This is a genomic window from Halopelagius inordinatus (genome assembly GCF_900113245.1).
GTDB lineage: Archaea > Halobacteriota > Halobacteria > Halobacteriales > Haloferacaceae > Halopelagius > Halopelagius inordinatus.
The window spans coordinates 80,245-96,121 of record NZ_FOOQ01000008.1; the positions used below are offsets into that span (position 1 = coordinate 80,245).

The following is a 15,877-nucleotide window of genomic DNA, read 5'->3' on the forward strand; positions in this document are numbered from 1 at the left end:
CGGTCGGATATGCGACTCATCGCCTTCGACTTCGACGGAACGCTCTCGGACTCGGAGATGACCGTCCTCCTCGGCAAGCGAGAGAACGTGGCGGCGGAGATGGCCGACATCACCGAACGCGCCATGAACGACGAGATATCCTACGCGCAGAGTCTCCGCAAGCGCGCCTCTCTGCTGAAGGGCCTCGAAATCGAGGACGCGGAGGAGGCGTACGGCGAGGTCACCCTCAGACCCGGCGCGGCGGACCTCATCGCTCGCCTGCGCGACGCCGGTCACCACGTCGCTATCCTTACCGGCGGCTTCGAACGCGGCGTCGAACGCGCCTTAGAGAAGGAAGGCGTCGAGGTGGACTCCATCGTCGCCAACCGACTCCCGGTCGAACGCGACCGACTGACCGGCGACGTGGAGGGACCCCTCATCGAGGGGACGAAAGACGACGCGCTCGAATCGCTCGCGGACGAACTCGGCGTGAAACTGTCGCACACCGTCGCCGTCGGCGACGGCGCGAACGACCTGCCGATGCTCGAAGTCGCCGGACTCGCCGTCGGATTCGAACCGAAAGACGCCGTCCGCCCCGCCTGCGACGACGTCGTCTCCACGATGTACGAACTCCGCGACCTGTTGGCCGAACGCGCCATCGTCAAGAAATCCGACTGAACCGGACTCGCGTTCTCTCTGCCTCTCGAAGTTTCTCGCGACTTCTTTCGCTATCGGTTTCGAGTCCGCGGGCGTCTCGGCCGCGAAAAGAGTTTCGTCGGCCTCCGAACGCGCCGCGTCCGGGGCGTCGAACCCGTCGTCGGATGCGACGGGAGCGTCTCTGTTCTTCGGTGACGACTACCGGCCGGAGCGACGGTGGCGGTAAAACGGAGTTACGTTCGCAGGAAGGTCAAAAGCGCGTTCAGCGGCGACTGCGCGGCGGTTCCGAGCGCCGGACCGTCGCCCCGCCGAACCGACCCGCTCTGCGTCCGGCGACCTTCGGGAACGCCACCGATTTCGCCGTCGTTCGCGTCCGTGACGGGCCATCCGCTCAGTCTGCTTCCGAGGAAGTTTCGTTCTTTCTTCGGTCCTCTCATAGTGATTCTACCTAGCCTCCGGACACGGAAATATGTTGCACTTCTGATATATTGTCATCAACGTTCGAGGAGGATACTGATAGACGATCAACGATAGCGGCCGCCGAAGAAAGGCGGAAGAGAACCTAAACCGGCCACTATCGTGCCCCGTCCGCGGACGGGAACGACGCGTCGGAGACCGCCCGAAGAGCGCTTTCGACTCGGGGGCGAATCGGCGCTCCGACGTTCGGCCGCCAGCCGTCTCCTTTTCGGTCGCCCGTCTCGCTCTCGGCTTACCCGTAGCGCTCTCCGAGGTCGTTCGCCGTCAGAATCGCGTCCCGGACCATCGCCGGTTCGACCGGGAACGGTTCGTTGTGGATGGTCTCGTCGTCGTCGCAGGCCGCGTTCGCCACCTCGTCGAGTTGGTCTCGCGTCGGGTTCTCGACGCCGATGTCCGAGAGCGTCACCGGGAGGCCGACGTCGACGGAGAACTCGATTATCTCTCGGACGAACGCGTCGTCTCTGCCCTCTAACACGAGTTGCGAGAGCGTTCCGATGTTCACCTTCTCGCCGTGCGTCGCGTCGTGCGTCTCTTCGAGTTGCGTCAGTCCGTTGTGTATCGAGTGCGCCGCCGCGAGGCCGCCGCTCTCGAATCCGAGACCGCTCAACAGCGTGTTCGCCTCGGTGACCGCCTCGACGCTCTCTGTGACCGCGCCGTTCTCCACCGCGCGAACCGACGAGACGGCGTGGTCTCTGAGCGTGTCGTAGCAGAGTTCCGCAAGCGCGTGCGCCGCCCGCGTCGATTCCCCGCCGAAGATGTTCTGCCCGTGAGACCGGTAGGTCGCGTCGGCCTCGAACCACGTCGCGAGGGCGTCCGCGACGCCCGAACGGAACAGTCGAGTCGGGCCGTCGGCGACGACTGCCGTATCCACGAGGACGAGTTCCGGGTGGTTCGAGTAGAACTGGTACTCCTCGAACTCGCCGTGTTCCGTGTAGATGACCGACAGACTGCTCGTCGGCGCGTCCGTCGAGGCGACGGTCGGCATCGACACCATGGCGATGTCGAGATTCTCCCTGACGGCCTTGGCCGTGTCGAGGGCCTTCCCACCGCCCGCACCGACGACGATGTCCGCACCCGCCTCCTCTGCGGCGTCCGTGACCCGTTCTATCTCCGTCTTCGACGCCTCTCCGCCGAACTCCACCGTCTCGGCTCCGACCTCCGCCGCTTCGAGGCTCTCGGTGACCGTCTCTCCGACGATGTCCAACACCACATCGTCCGCCAACAGCACCGCGCGTTCGCCTAACTGTCCCGCGTGCGTCCCGATTTCCTCGGCGACGCCTCGTCCTTGCACGTAGTCCGACGGAGACTCGAATATCAGTGACATATGTTGTCGTGTATCTCGAAGCGGCAAAAACGAGTCGGGGTTGTCCCGTCGTGGAACGAAGTCGCAGGACCGTCGAACGACGGGTAGGTTTATCAGTGGACCGAGGCGAGACGCCGACTACCGGTTCAGCGTGTGAATCGCCTGTCCCTCGGCGTTCTCTGCGGCTTCCATCACCGCCTCCGCGAGTGTCGGGTGGGTGTGGATGGTGCTCGTGATGTCTTCGAGCGTCGCGCCCATCTCTATCCCCAGAGCGACTTCCGCGATTAGTTCGGAGGCTTCGGGGCCGACTATCTGACAGCCCAGAACGAACCCGCTTTGTTCCTCTGCGACGATGCGGACGAACCCCTCGGAGTGGTTCGTCGTCAACGCGCGGCCGGAGGCGTTGAACGGCATCTGCCCGACGACGGTTTCGAATCCCTCTTTTTCGGCCTCGGCCTGCGTCATCCCCACCGTCCCGATTTCGGGGTCGGTGAACACCGCGGCGGGAACCGCCTGCGCGTCGTACGCGACGGGTTCCTCGGCGATGTGCTCCGCGGCGACGATGCCCTGCTTCGACCCGACGTGCGCGAGCATCGGCCCCCTGTCGGCCACGTCGCCGACGGCGTAGATGCCCTCGACCGAGGTTCGCATCCGGTCGTCCACGTCGATGAAGCCGTTCTCGGTCAGTTCGACGCCCGCGTTCTCGATGTCGAGGGTGTCGGTGAGTGGGCTTCGGCCGACGGCGACGAGCACCTTGTCGGCGTCGTACGACGACTCCTCGCCGTCTTCGGTCTCCGTCGCGACGACGATGCCGTCGCCCTGTTCGCGCCAGTCGCTCGCCGCCTCGCCGAAGTGAAAGTCGATGCCGAGCGATTCGGCCCGCTTTCTGACGACGCGGGAGACGTCGTCCTCGTAGCCGGGGAGGACGTCGTCGAGCATCTCGACTACCGTCACGTCCGCGCCGAGTTTGGCGAACGTCGTCGACAGTTCCATCCCGATGTAGCCCGCGCCGACGACGAGGAGTTCGCCCGGCACGGCGTCGGTTTCGAGCGCGTCCTTCGAGGACCACACCGGCGCGTCTTCGTACTCGAAGTTGGGTATCTGGATGGGCCGAGAACCCGTGGCGACGATGCAGTGTTGGAAGTCGATGGACTCTGAGCCCTGTCCGTCGCCGCCGTGGGCGACGCGAACGCTGCCGTCGTCTTTGAACCGCGCCTCGCCCTCTATGAGGTTGACGCCGTTCGCCTTACAGAGTTTCTCGACGCCGCCGGTGAGTCTGTCCACCACGTCGTCTTTCCAACTCGACATCTGCGACATGTCCACCGCCGGGTCGGCGTGGATACCCATCTCCTCCGCGTTGCCCGCCTCGTGAGCGAGGCTCGCGCCGGTGATGAGCGCTTTCGATGGGATACAGCCGCGGTTCAGACAGACGCCGCCGTAGGCGTCCTTCTCGACGAGCGTCACGTCTAAATCGCGCTGTGCGGCGCGGATGGCGGCGACGTAGCCGCCCGGCCCCGCGCCGATGACCAGTACTTCCGTTCCGGTTGAGATATCTCCGACGACCATTCTATTCGAGCAAGAGGAGTTTGGGGTTCGAGAGGTACTCTCCGACCTTGTTCGTGAATCGAGCGGCGATTGCGCCGTCTACGACGCGGTGGTCGAACGACAGCGACAGCGTCAGCACTTTCCGCGGGACGATTTCGCCGTCCACGACGCGCGGTTTCTCCTTTATCGCGCCGAGCGCGAGGATGCCCACCTCGGGGTAGTTGATAATCGGCGTCGCGTACTCGCCGCCGATGACGCCGACGTTCGTGATGGTGAACGTCCCGCCCTGCATCTCCGCGGGCGAAATCTTCCGAGAGCGAGCCTTCTCGACCAACTCGTTCGTCTCCCGGGCCAAATCGAGCAGTCCCTTCCCGTCCGCGCCGTGGACGACGGGGACGAGGAGTCCCGCGTCGGTGGCCGTCGCCACGCCGACGTTGTACTCGTCGCGGAGGACTATCTCCTCGTTTTCCTCGTCGAGTTGGGCGTTCATGTACGGGAACTGCTTCAACGCCGCGACGACGGCTTTCGTCACGAACGGCATGTACGTGAGTTTCACGTCGCGTTCCCCGGCCATCGGCTTGAACTCCTCGCGGAGTTCGACCAGTTCGGTCACGTCCACCTCGTCGTGGTGGGTGACGTGCGGCGCGGTGTACTTCGACCGCTGCATCTGGTCGCCGATGGCCTTCCGGACGCCCTTGTACGGGACGCGTTCCCCCGCACCGGGGCCGGCGTCGGCTTCCGGTTCGACGGTCTGTGCTGGCAGGTCCGCCGTCTCCGACGCCTCGCCCGCGCCCGCCTCGGCGGAGACGGACTCCGCGTCCGCTCTCTGGGCCTCGCGTTGGACTTCGGCGTACTGGCGGACGTCCGCCTCGGTGACGAACGGTTCGCCGTCCCGCTTTTCGGTGGCGGGCACGTCGTCGATGCTGACACCCTCCTCCTCGGCGATTCGCCGCGTGGCGGGCGCGGCGAGCGTCTTCTCTCGCCCGGCCGCCTGCGGCGCGGGCGCGGACGAGTCGGCGGACCCGGCGTCCTGCCCGTTTCCGCTGTCGCCCGCCTTCGAGACGGCGGAGTTGCCGCTGAAGGAGACGCTCCGCGGACCGCCGCTCTCGCCGTCGCCGCCCGCGTCGGCACCCTCGGCGGCGCTCCGCACGTCGCCCTCGGTGACGCGGCCACTCGGACCCGACCCCGAGACCGAAGCGAGGTCGACGCCGAGTTCGCGCGCGAGGCGGCGAACGCTCGGGGGCGCGAAGACGCGCCCGGACGGCGACTCCGTCTCCGACGGTGCCGTCTCCTCTTCGGGTTCCTCGTCCGCGTCGGAGTCGTCCGCCTCGGTCTCTGTCTGTACCTCCGCGTCGGCCGGTTCGTCGCCCTCACCCTCGACTTCGAAGGTGATGATGACGTCGCCGACGGGGACCATCTCGCCCTCCTCGGCGCGGAGTTCGCTCACCGTCCCGTTGTACGGGGAGGGTACGTCCACGAGAGCCTTGTCCGTCTCTACCTCCGCGACGACTTGGTCTTCGGTGACCGTATCGCCCGGAGAGACGTGCCACGTGACGAGTTCGCCCTCGGCGACGCCTTCGCCGACGTCCGGCAGTTTGAATTCCTTGATACCCATCGTTCAGAACTCCACCGCGTTCCGGATACCTTCTTCGACGCGAGTCACGGACGGCAGGTAGTAGTCCTCCAGTGCGTACAGGGGGTACGGAACGTCGTACCCGGCGACGCGTTCGACCGGAGCCTCCTGATACAGGAGCGCTTCCTCCTGAATCGTGGCGGCTATCTCCGCGCCGATGCCCGCCGTCTTCGGCGCTTCGTGGACGACCGCCGCGCGACCGGTCTTCTCGAACGACTCGACTATCGTCTCTTTGTCCATCGGGTCGACCGTCCGCAGGTCGACGACTTCCGCGTCGATGCCCTCGTCTGCGAGGTTCTCGGCCGCCTCCATCGTCGGGCGCGTCATCGCGCCGTAGCAGTAGACCGAAACGTCGGTTCCCTCGCGTCGGACCGCCGCCTCGCCGATCGGCACCTCGTAGTCGCCCTCGGGCACGTCGCCGCGGAACGCGCGGTAGATGAGTTTCGGTTCGAGGAACACGACGGGGTCTGGGTCCCGAATCGCGGAGATGAGAAGCCCCTTCGTGTCGTACGGCGTCGAGGGGATGACCACCTTCAGACCCGCCTCGTGGGCGTAGAACGCCTCCTTCGACTCGGAGTGGTGTTCGGGCGCGCGGATGCCGCCGCCGTACGGCGCGCGGACGACCATCGGGCAGGTGAACCGACCGCGACTCCGGGTTCGGAGGCGCGCGGCGTGACTCACGAGTTGGTCGAACGCGGGGTACATGAAGCCGGAGAACTGCATCTCCGGTACCGGCTTCATCCCCATCGCGGCCATCCCGATTGCGGTGCCGACGATGCCCGACTCCGCCAACGGCGTGTCGATGACTCTGTCGCCGCCGAACTCGTCGAAGAGGCCCTCGGTGGCGCGGAAGACGCCGCCGTTCTTACCGACGTCCTCGCCCATGACGACCACGTCGTCGTCCTGCTTCATCTCCGTGTAGAGAGCGTCCTGTACCGCCTGCACTAGCGTCAAACTCTGGGTCTGTTGGCTCTGATTCTGACTCATCTGTCACTCCCGGAGGAACGCGTCGTCCCCGTGTCTCTCGTACAGTGCTTCGAACTCGGCCATCTGTGTTTCGAGTTCCGGCGGCAGGTCCTCGTACAGATGCGCGAACATCTCTTCGGGTTCGGGACGCGGTTCGGACTCCGCCTCGGCGATTGCGGTCGCCACCCGGTCTTCGACCTGCGACTCGATGGACTCGACGGACTCGCCGTCGAGGCGGCCCGTCTCCCGGAGGAACCGTTCGAGTCGCGGGATGGGGTCTTTCTTCCGCCACTCGGCCACCTCCTCGTCGTCGCGGTAGACGCTCGGGTCGTCCGCCGTCGTGTGCGCGCCGAAGCGGTACTGCACCGCCTCGATGAGCGTCGGGCGGAGTTCGCCCTCCGCGGGGTCTTTCGCCTTCTCGACCGCCGCACGGGTGGCCGCGTAGACGGCGAGGGGGTCCATCCCGTCGACTTGCACGCCCTCGAACCCGTAGGCGGCCGCCTTCTGAGCGATCGTCTTCGAGGCGGTCTGTCGCTCTCGCGGCACCGAGATGGCCCACTGGTTGTTGTTACAGAAGAACACGTTCGGCGTGTCGAAGACGCCCGCGAAGTTCAGCCCCTCGTGGAAGTCGCCTTCGCTCGTCGCCCCGTCGCCGAAGTACGCGAGGACGGCGGCGTCCTCGCCGCGGAGTTTCTTCGCCCACGCCGCGCCGGTGGCGTGGAGAACCTGCGTGGCGATGGGCACCGCGACGGGAAAGACGTTGACGTCCTCCGGTACGAGGTTGCCCTTCTCGTGGCCCATCCAGTACAGAAGCGTCTGCTTCAACGGCAGGCCGCGGTGAAGCGCCGCGCCGTGTTCGCGGTAACTCGGAAACATCCAGTCTTCCTCGTCGAGGGCGAACGCGCTTCCGATCTGTGCGCCCTCCTGTCCCGACAGCGGCGGGTACGTCCCCATCCGACCCTGTCGCTGGAGGCTCACCGCCCGCGTGTCGAAGTGGCGAGCCAACCGCATCTCGCGGTACATATCCACCAACTCCTCGTCGCTCAGGTCGGGGACGTCCCCGACGGGTTCGCCGTCCTCGTCGAGTACGCGAAGCATGTCCTGCGGGTCTCGCTGTAGTACGCTCACGGGTGAACCCTCCTACTCATAGTTCGAGGGTGACCCGCCCGAGGTATAGTGTTTTCGTAAATAGTTTACTATGGACAGAAATACTGCCAACTCGCGTAGACGCGTCCATTCTCTCCGGGATGGAATCGAGAGTTTTTCAATATTCGGTCGGATTCGAACGACGTTCTCCCATCGATACCCGCCGCCCGGGGTAAATCATGGACGAATGTGTAGAATATCGTGCCGTTCCGTCGCGGGACGGGCCGTCCCGGTCAGTCCCCGGCGGCCGTCCGCGCCTCGCGGCGGGCCTGTTCGACGCTCTTGCCGTCTCTGAGGACGGCGTCGACGAACAGTTCGCCCGCCTTGTACGACGACCGGACCATCGGGCCGGAGGCGCAGTAGAGGAAGCCGAGTTCCTCCTCCGCGACCCGCCGCCACGTCTCGAAGGCGTCCGGGTGGACGTAGTCGAACACGTCGAGGTGGGTGCGAGAGGGTTGGAGATACTGCCCGAGGGTGACCACGTCGACGTCCGCCTCCCGGAGGTCAGAGAGCGTCTGGTACACCTCGTGGTCGTACTCGCCGAGGCCGAGCATGATGCTCGTCTTGGTGTAGATGTCGGACTCTCGCGTCACCTGTTCGAGTACCGAGAGCGACTGCTCGTAGCCCGCGCGCCGGTCGCGGACCGGCCACTGCAGGCGTTCGACGGTCTCTATGTTGTGCGCGATGACGTCGGGTCGGGCGTCGATTATCTTCCGAACCAACTCGGAGTCGCCCTGAAAGTCCGGAATCAACACCTCCACGAGGACGCTCGGGTCGCACCGCTTTATCTCGCGGATGGTCTCCGCGAAGTGGCCCGCGCCTTGGTCCGGCAAGTCGTCGCGGTCCACGGACGTGAGGACGACGTAGTCGAGCCCGATTTCGGCGACGGCGTCGGCGACGTTCTCGGGTTCCTCGGGGTCGAGCGCGTCCATGCCGCCGGTCTCTACGTCGCAGAAGTTGCATCCGCGCGAACAGCGTTCGCCCATCAGCATGAACGTCGCCGTCCCCGGGCCGTTGCGACCGCTCCAACACTCGCCCATGTTCGGGCAGTTCGCCTCTTCGCACACCGTGTGGAGGTCCCTGTCGCGGAGCGTCTGCTTGATATCGGTAAACTGACGCCCCGACGGTGGTCGCATCTTCAGCCAGTCGGGTTTCCGCCTGCCGGACATGCGTGCTCCTTCGGCGGCGGCGGGCAAAAACGTGAGGATTAGCCGGATTTCGTTAGCCGTTCTGCGGTTCCGGCCGCCACGGCGTCGGCCGCCCGCGTTCGAACGTCTCGGCTCCGGCGTCCCAACTGTTGACCGGCGCGCCGTTCGTCCGTTCGATTCGGTCGTCGATGCACTCCATCCAGTCGAAGAGCGCGCAGACGGCGTCTACCTCCGTCGTGACGCGACCGATCTCGCGCGTGTGCGACGCCTCGTTGGCGCGTTCTCGACAGCGGAGGAGCCACGGCCGGTTCCAGTCTCGGTTCTCGTCTCTGTCTTTCACCGCTTCGACGACGACTGGTTGTGTCCGGTGTCGGAACGTGATTCCGTTGTCCGAGGGAACCAGTTCCCAGTGGAGGGGGACTCGGCTGTCGCCGAGCCTGTGGGGAGAGTCCATCGTCCTGACTACAGGATCATTCGCTAGGGATAACCCCATTGTGGTTGTATACTCCTGGCCGTTAATCCCCCTCCGGTCTCGTCTAGCGCTCGATTACTGTCTCTCGGAGGAAACGGTGTCAGAAACCGCCAACGCGCTTTATCCTCCGGAACGTGTCGATTCCGTCAATGAGTACCATCGCTTCGGTCGAACTGGCCGCGGAGGAGTTCGCGCTGGGACGGTCGCTCGCGGAGGTCCCCCGCGCCGAGTTCGAGGTAGTCCGCGTCGTCGCGCACGACGGCGACAGCCTCGTTCCGTACGTCCGAGTGACCGCGGAGTCGTTCGAGGAGTTCGACGAGGCTCTCGACGCGGACCCGAGCGTCGCTGAGGCGACGCTTCTGGACGACTTCGGCGACGAGCGACTGTACCGGATGGAGTGGGTCGAAGACGTACTCGCTCTCACGCACGTGTTGATAAACGCCAGGGGTGCCGTCTTGGAGATGTACGGCACGGGCGACCAGTGGCGCGTTCGACTGCTTCTCCCCGACAGGGAGGCGCTTTCGAGCACCGCCGAGTACTGCCACGACAACGACCTGACGTTCGAGGTGCTGAACATCTACGAACTCTCGGGGTCGGTCAGTCGCGGCGAGTTCGGTCTCTCGCAGGCGCAGTACGAAGTGCTTCTCACCGCGGCCCAACAGGGCTACTTCGACGTCCCGCGCGACGTGACGATGGCCGACCTCGCAGACTCCCTCGACGTCTCCCAGCAGGCCATCTCCGAACGCCTCCGCCGGGGCCACGCCAACCTCGTCGACAACACGATTCGCGTCGGACAACAGGCGTTCGACATCGACCCGAGCAGCGGACGGTAGACCCGCGAACCTTCACGACAGTTCAGGAACGCACAGGAACGAACATGACGAACATATCAACATAACGAAATACTCATAAGCGAGTAAACCCTCTTATCGAGTATGCAGTGGAAGCACCGCCGTGGCCGATCGAAAGTCGAATCGAAGAAAGAAGAGTCGAAAAGCGGTACGAAGTGGTCGTTCATCGCGGCGGCGACCGTCGTCGCCTGAGCGACCCGTCTCGAATCTCTCGTCTTACTGCGGACTGACGACTTCTCCTCCGGTTTCTCCGTCTCCCCGACCGTTCCTCCCGTCGGACGCGGGGAGAAACGCCTTTCCCGACGGAAGTCTCCCTCTCTCACATGACCTCTCTCCCTCCGTCGGACTTTCGGTCCGACGAGGCCCCGTCTCGACTCCTCGGGGGGTGCGGCGCGTGAAAGTCGCCGACGTCGTCCCCGACTTCGCCGACGCCTTCGGTTTCGACGAGTTCAATCGAATGCAACGCGAGGCGGCGCCCGCGATTCTCGACTCCGACGACAACGTCGTCGCCTCCGCGCCGACCGCCAGCGGAAAGACCGCACTCGCGGAACTGGCCATCTGTCGGACGCTCCAGAACGGCGGGACGGCCCTCTTTATCGCGCCCCTCCGCGCTCTCACGAACGAGAAGGAATCGGAGTGGGAACGGTTCGAGAGCCTCGGCTACTCCGTCTACGTCGTCACCGGGGAACGCGACCTGAACCCGCGCCGCGCCGAACGCGCGGACATCCTCGTGATGACGCCCGAGAAGACGGACTCGGCCACGCGGAAACACGACTCCGCGCGCTACTCGTTCATCACCGACGTGGACTGCTGCGTCATAGACGAGGTGCACCTCTTGGACTCGGAGACGCGCGGCGGCGTCCTCGAAGTGACCGTCTCGCGCCTCCGACGCATCTGCGACCCGCGCGTCGTCGCCCTCTCGGCGACGATGCCGAACATCGGCGACGTGGCGGCGTGGTTGGACGCCCCGCCGGAGACGACGTTCGAGTTCGGCGACGACTACCGACCCGTGGACCTCCACGCCGACGTGAAGACGTACACCCACGGCGACAACCCGTTTCAGGACAAATACCGCCGCCTCTACCGCGCCCTCGACTTGGCGGAACCCCACATCCGCGAGGACGGGCAGGCCCTCGTGTTCGTCTCCTCGCGGCAGGACGCCCTCCGCGCGGCGGGGAAGGCGCGCGACGAGATAGCCGAACGCGACATCCCCATCGGCGCGCGCGGCGACTACGACTTCCACACCGAGGCGAAGGACCTCGGCAACGAGACGCTCCGAAAGTCGGTTCCCGACGGCGTGGCGTTCCACCACGCGGGTCTCTCGCGGGACGACAAAGACAGGGTCGAACGGTGGTTCAAAGAGGGGAAGATTCAGCTTCTGTTCTCCACGTCGACGCTGGCGTGGGGCGTGAACCTCCCCGCGCGGTGCGTCGTCATCCGCGACACGAAACACCACGACCCGCTCGAAGGCGAGGTGGACATCTCCCCGTTGGACATCCTCCAGATGCTCGGGCGGGCGGGCCGCCCCGGATACGACGACGTGGGGTACGGATGGGTCGTCTGCGACCGGAGCGACGCGGACAAATACCGGACGCTCCTCCGCGAGGGCAAGGAGATAGAGTCGCGTCTGGCCGCGGACTTGGACTCGCATCTCAACGCCGAGATAGCGATGGGGACCATCGGCGACTTGGAGGACGTGCTCTCGTGGTTGGAGACGACGTTCTACTACCAACGCGCGCAGTCGAAACCCGACGAGTACGACTTCGGCGGCCTCCGCGAACGCGTGCGCGAGACGCTCGAAATCCTCGTCGACCGCGGGTTCGTCGAGATGGGCGAGGACCTCTCCATCCGCGCGACGACGCTCGGTCGCCTCGCATCGAAGTACTACCTCCGTCTCGACACCGCGCGGCGGTTCTACGACCTCTGCGAACGCGACACCATCACCGACGACGCCATCTTGGAAGCCGTCGCCGGCGCGGCGGAGTTCCACGACGTCTCGCCCCGCCAGTCGGAGGGCGACGCCGTGGACGCCGTCCTCTCGGGCGTCTCGACGCACCTCGAAGACGGCCCGCGGAAGGTGTTCGCCATCCTCCACGCGGGGATGCAGAACTCGACGCCCTCGGCGCTCCGGTCGGACGCGTGGATAATCCGGCAGAACGCCCTTCGGCTCATCTCCGCGCTTCGGGAGTTCCTCGCCGCCTTCGCCGGGCCGCGGGCGGCGAACCTCGCCCGGCGCGTCGAGGCGCGCGTCGACCACGGCGTCTCGCGGGACGCCGTCGCCCTGACGGCGGTGGACGGCATCGGGTCGAACCGCGCGGCCAAACTCGCGACCGGCGGCCTCCGCAGTCCGCGCGACGTCGTGGACGCCGGAGAGGCAGAACTCCGAAGCGCCGGACTCTCGGAGGGCGTCGCGGAACAGGTCGTCAGAAACGCCCGCGGCTTTCCGGACGTCGAGGTGTCGTGGGGCGAGTTCCCCGACGGCATCGCCGCCGGGGAAAACGAGATGTGCGAGGTGACCGTTCGGAACCGCGGCGGCGGCGGCACCGTCGGCGTCCGCGTCACGGTCAACGACGTGGAGATGACGACGAAACAGACGTACCTCACGGACGCCGTGAGCGTCCCGGTTGGCGTCTTCGGCGCGACGGCGGACGAACTGGAGTACCGCGTCGAGGTGACGTTCCCCGACGAACCGCTTCACCCCGTCACGGCGACGCGCACCGTGGACGTGGAGTAGCACGAGAACGCGGCGCGCCCGTTCGTCGTCTCGAAAACCGACCGGCGAATCCGAACCCGCGGTTACGGACTCTCGTACGCCGTCAGCGTGAGTTCTACCGTCGCCTCGCCGTCCTCTCGCTGGACGAACTTCGCGGGGAAGCCGACGCCCGGAACCAACCAGATGTCGGCGTCGATGTCGGTCTCTGCGCCGCCGGTGACGCGGACGTGCTTCGCGGTCAGACCGCCGACTCGCTCCTCGCCGACGACGGTAAAGCCCACCTCGGTGTCCGAGGAGTCGAAGCGCCACTCGTCGCCCACCTCGTACGTCCGTAGGTCGGTGGACTTCGCGGAGACGATGCGGGAACTGACGACGAGCGAACGCACGTTCAGCGCGTACGCCATCTCGCCCAGGGCCGGAGAGAAGGCGGCCGCCTCGGAGGTGGCCTCCGTCCGACCGCTGGGCGCGTCGCGAACGACGTTCATCGCCGCGCCGGGCCACTCGCCGCCCGCCGTCACGTCGATGGTGAGCGTCCCCGACTCGGGGGCGTCGGCGAGGACGTCGCTCCGCACCTCGTACTCGTACCGTTCGCCCGTCTGGAGAACGGGAACCGCGTCGGGCATGTCGTCCGAACCGGACGACCCACTCGCGGCGTTCGAGTCGCCGTCGGCGTCACCGCTATCGCCTTCGCCGTCGCTCCCGCCGTCTTCGCTCGGAACGGGCGTCGAATCGGCGGCCGCGTCTCCGCCACCGCCGCCGGTGCACCCGGCGAGGACGAGTACCAGACAGACGACGACTGTTGACAGTCTACTCATGTTGTCTGTCTGTCACACCGGACGATAACTGTTTCTCTGACTTTCAGACCGCGGAAACGTCGTTCTCGCGGATTTCCGTCAGCCGAAAAGCGCCTCGCGCAGTTCCTCGGGCCCCTCGGCTACGACGTGCGCCTGCGAGAGGTCCAACTCCCGGTTGTGCGCGCGGCGGTAGGCGACGGTGAACGCGCCAGACCGGACGGCGGACTCGATGCCGTTGACCGAGTCCTCGACGACGACGCACTCCTCGGGTTCGACGCCGAGTTCGGCGGCCGCGTGTTCGTAGATGTGCGGTTCGGGCTTTCCGGCGGCGTCTATGTCCTCTGCGCTGAGAACCAACTCGAGGTGGCCCAGGTCGAACCGGTCGCGGACGATGGAGATCCACGACTGGGGGGCCGAAGAGACGATGGCGAGTCGTCGCCCGTCGTCGCGCAAATCGTCGAACAGTTCCTCCGCGCCCTCCATCAACACCACCTGCTCGCCGTAGAGCGTCTCCGAGCGTTCGTGGTACGCGTCGACGAACTCCTCTTTCGTGACCGCCGTGCCGTACGTCTCGTCGAGGTAGTCGTATATCTCGCGAAAGTGCATCCCGGTGACCTCCTCGTGGGCCGGATCGCCGGATGCGACGGCGTCGGCGAAGACGAACTCGTCTTCGAACTCGTGCCAGTAGTCTTCGGAGTCGACGAGGACTCCGTCCATGTCGAACAACACGACTTCGTCGGGGGCGTCCATGCTACCTCGAACGACCGCCACCCTTCAAAGACCTTCGTGGCAGGGTATATCACGGATGACGGGGCCATCGCCGCCGTGACGGAGAACATTCGAGTCTTCGCCGGAGACTGCACCACCACCTTCGAGGGCGCGCGCACGCGAACGCAACGCGGACGCGTCGTCGTCGTCGTGAAACCCGACCGGACCGTCCTCGTCCACGACGCCGACGGCTACCAACCGGTGTCGTGGTTGACCCGTCCCGACACGCTCACCGTCGAGACGGACGCGTCGGGGTTCGGACTCGTCGCCCACACGGACGAACAGACGCTTCGCGTCGTCTCCCACGACGCGTCGGGCCGCGCGGAGTACCCCGCCACCGAGGCGGGCGTCCCCGTCGGCGCGCATCCCGACACCGGCGAACCACTCGTCCGCGTCGGCGGCGCCGTCGTCGGCGTCGATACCGACGCGCGGTACGTCCTCCCGGCGGGCGCGACGGTGTTAGAGGAGACGTGCGACGACTGCGGCTTACCGACGATGCGCGTCGAGTGCGGCGCAACGTTCGAACTCTGCGTGGACCGCGCCTGCGAATCGCTGGACGACGCCGTCAGGGAACGATTCGACCGGGCGTGGACCTGCCCCGACTGCGACTCGGACCTCAGAATCATCCGCCGCGGCGGCCGGTTGCTGGCCGGGTGCGACGCCTACCCCGACTGCGAGTCGGCGTTCGCCATTCCCGCGGGCGTCGTCGTCGACGACTGCGACTGCGGGTTGCCGGTGTTCGAGACGAGTCGCGGTCGGCGGTGTTTAGACGGGACGTGCGACGCGTTCGCCGAGTGAGGGCGGCGTCTCGGGGGTCGAACCGCCGACCGTCCCTCGGATTCACCGGCGGGCGAGCAGATAGCCGGTGGCGGCACCGACGACGACGGTTGCTCCGTAGGTGACGACGAGGCCGAGAACCGCCAGAAACAGCGGAGTCACGAGTAAGAGCAGCAGGTCGCTCCCCGCCTGCATCCACGGCGACGCTTCGGGGGACGCCTCGAACGGAACCCCGTCCACCGCGACGAGCACGAATTCGAGGAGGTACATCGGCACCGGCATCGCCAACAGTCCGATTAGCGCGCCGACGGCGACGCCTCTGAGCGGTGAGTCCGCCCCGTCGAGGCGGGTCCAGAGCAACCGCGCGACCACCGCGCCGCCGACGAACCCCCCGAGGACGAGGAGTACCTCCGGACCGGACGGGAGGTATCCGCCGTCCGCCGACTGGGTGACGGTCGCCCACGCGACGAAGACGAGGGCGAACGTCCCCCCGGCGAGGCCGAACGTCAACGAGGGGTGTCGCCGGGCCGTCTCCGACGGGAACTGGTGGACCATGAGGGAACTACGTCGTGTCTTCGGATGAGTATTCTGCTCGGACCGACATGTTCTCGTCGCGTCCGCCGCCGACCGAACGACTGCATCGCAGGC

The 15,877-nt window shown here is 66.2% G+C and carries 15 protein-coding genes; 4 read left to right on the forward strand and 11 right to left on the reverse strand.

Features of this window, described 5'->3' with window-relative positions; translation table 11 throughout:
* Nucleotides 1-9 precede the first annotated feature (9 nt).
* Nucleotides 10-657: a phosphoserine phosphatase SerB gene (gene serB, locus BM167_RS16995; protein ID WP_092893921.1), complete on the forward strand. Its 648-nt coding sequence runs from the start codon at nt 10-12 to the stop codon at nt 655-657.
* Nucleotides 658-869: 212 nt separating this feature from the next.
* Here serB and BM167_RS17000 read toward each other — a convergent pair whose 3' ends face one another.
* The 8 genes from BM167_RS17000 to BM167_RS17035 form a co-directional block, all read right to left on the reverse strand.
* Entirely contained in the window at nt 870-1,073 is a 204-nt protein-coding gene (locus tag BM167_RS17000) for a hypothetical protein (RefSeq protein ID WP_092893922.1), read from the reverse strand.
* Nucleotides 1,074-1,345: 272 nt separating this feature from the next.
* A complete protein-coding gene (locus tag BM167_RS17005) occupies nt 1,346-2,437 on the reverse strand; it encodes a glycolaldehyde reductase (protein WP_092893923.1) in 1,092 nt (363 codons plus the stop codon).
* A 117-nt stretch (nt 2,438-2,554) separates the two neighbouring features.
* Nucleotides 2,555-3,982, reverse strand: coding sequence for a dihydrolipoyl dehydrogenase (lpdA, locus tag BM167_RS17010; protein WP_092893924.1), 1,428 nt, complete (start codon nt 3,980-3,982; stop codon nt 2,555-2,557).
* A gap of 1 nt (nt 3,983) precedes the next feature.
* Entirely contained in the window at nt 3,984-5,576 is a 1,593-nt protein-coding gene (locus BM167_RS17015; protein WP_092893925.1) for a 2-oxo acid dehydrogenase subunit E2, read from the reverse strand.
* Between the two features lie 3 nt (nt 5,577-5,579).
* A complete protein-coding gene (locus BM167_RS17020; RefSeq protein WP_092893926.1) occupies nt 5,580-6,581 on the reverse strand; it encodes an alpha-ketoacid dehydrogenase subunit beta in 1,002 nt (333 codons plus the stop codon).
* 3 nt (nt 6,582-6,584) lie between these two features.
* Entirely contained in the window at nt 6,585-7,688 is a 1,104-nt protein-coding gene (gene pdhA / locus BM167_RS17025; RefSeq protein WP_092893927.1) for a pyruvate dehydrogenase (acetyl-transferring) E1 component subunit alpha, read from the reverse strand.
* Between the two features lie 251 nt (nt 7,689-7,939).
* Nucleotides 7,940-8,875, reverse strand: coding sequence for a lipoyl synthase (gene lipA / locus BM167_RS17030; protein WP_092893928.1), 936 nt, complete (start codon nt 8,873-8,875; stop codon nt 7,940-7,942).
* Between the two features lie 52 nt (nt 8,876-8,927).
* Nucleotides 8,928-9,308, reverse strand: coding sequence for a hypothetical protein (locus tag BM167_RS17035; protein ID WP_092893929.1), 381 nt, complete (start codon nt 9,306-9,308; stop codon nt 8,928-8,930).
* 167 nt (nt 9,309-9,475) lie between these two features.
* On the opposite strand from BM167_RS17035, the gene BM167_RS17040 reads away from it, so the two are divergent.
* Nucleotides 9,476-10,159, forward strand: coding sequence for a helix-turn-helix domain-containing protein (locus BM167_RS17040; protein WP_092893930.1), 684 nt, complete (start codon nt 9,476-9,478; stop codon nt 10,157-10,159).
* A gap of 412 nt (nt 10,160-10,571) precedes the next feature.
* Nucleotides 10,572-12,911: a DEAD/DEAH box helicase gene (locus BM167_RS17045; protein ID WP_092893955.1), complete on the forward strand. Its 2,340-nt coding sequence runs from the start codon at nt 10,572-10,574 to the stop codon at nt 12,909-12,911.
* A 62-nt stretch (nt 12,912-12,973) separates the two neighbouring features.
* Here BM167_RS17045 and BM167_RS17050 read toward each other — a convergent pair whose 3' ends face one another.
* Nucleotides 12,974-13,705, reverse strand: a complete 732-nt coding sequence (locus BM167_RS17050) for a hypothetical protein (protein ID WP_092893931.1) — start codon at nt 13,703-13,705, stop codon at nt 12,974-12,976.
* Nucleotides 13,706-13,783: 78 nt separating this feature from the next.
* Nucleotides 13,784-14,434: an HAD family hydrolase gene (locus tag BM167_RS17055; protein WP_092893932.1), complete on the reverse strand. Its 651-nt coding sequence runs from the start codon at nt 14,432-14,434 to the stop codon at nt 13,784-13,786.
* A 75-nt stretch (nt 14,435-14,509) separates the two neighbouring features.
* Between BM167_RS17055 and BM167_RS17060 the strand changes: the two genes are divergently transcribed.
* Nucleotides 14,510-15,250, forward strand: a complete 741-nt coding sequence (locus BM167_RS17060) for an endonuclease NucS domain-containing protein (RefSeq protein WP_092893933.1) — start codon at nt 14,510-14,512, stop codon at nt 15,248-15,250.
* 42 nt (nt 15,251-15,292) lie between these two features.
* On the opposite strand, the gene BM167_RS17065 is transcribed toward BM167_RS17060, so the two are convergent.
* Complete coding sequence (locus tag BM167_RS17065) at nt 15,293-15,784, reverse strand: hypothetical protein (protein WP_092893934.1); 492 nt, start codon at nt 15,782-15,784, stop codon at nt 15,293-15,295.
* Nucleotides 15,785-15,877 lie beyond the last annotated feature (93 nt).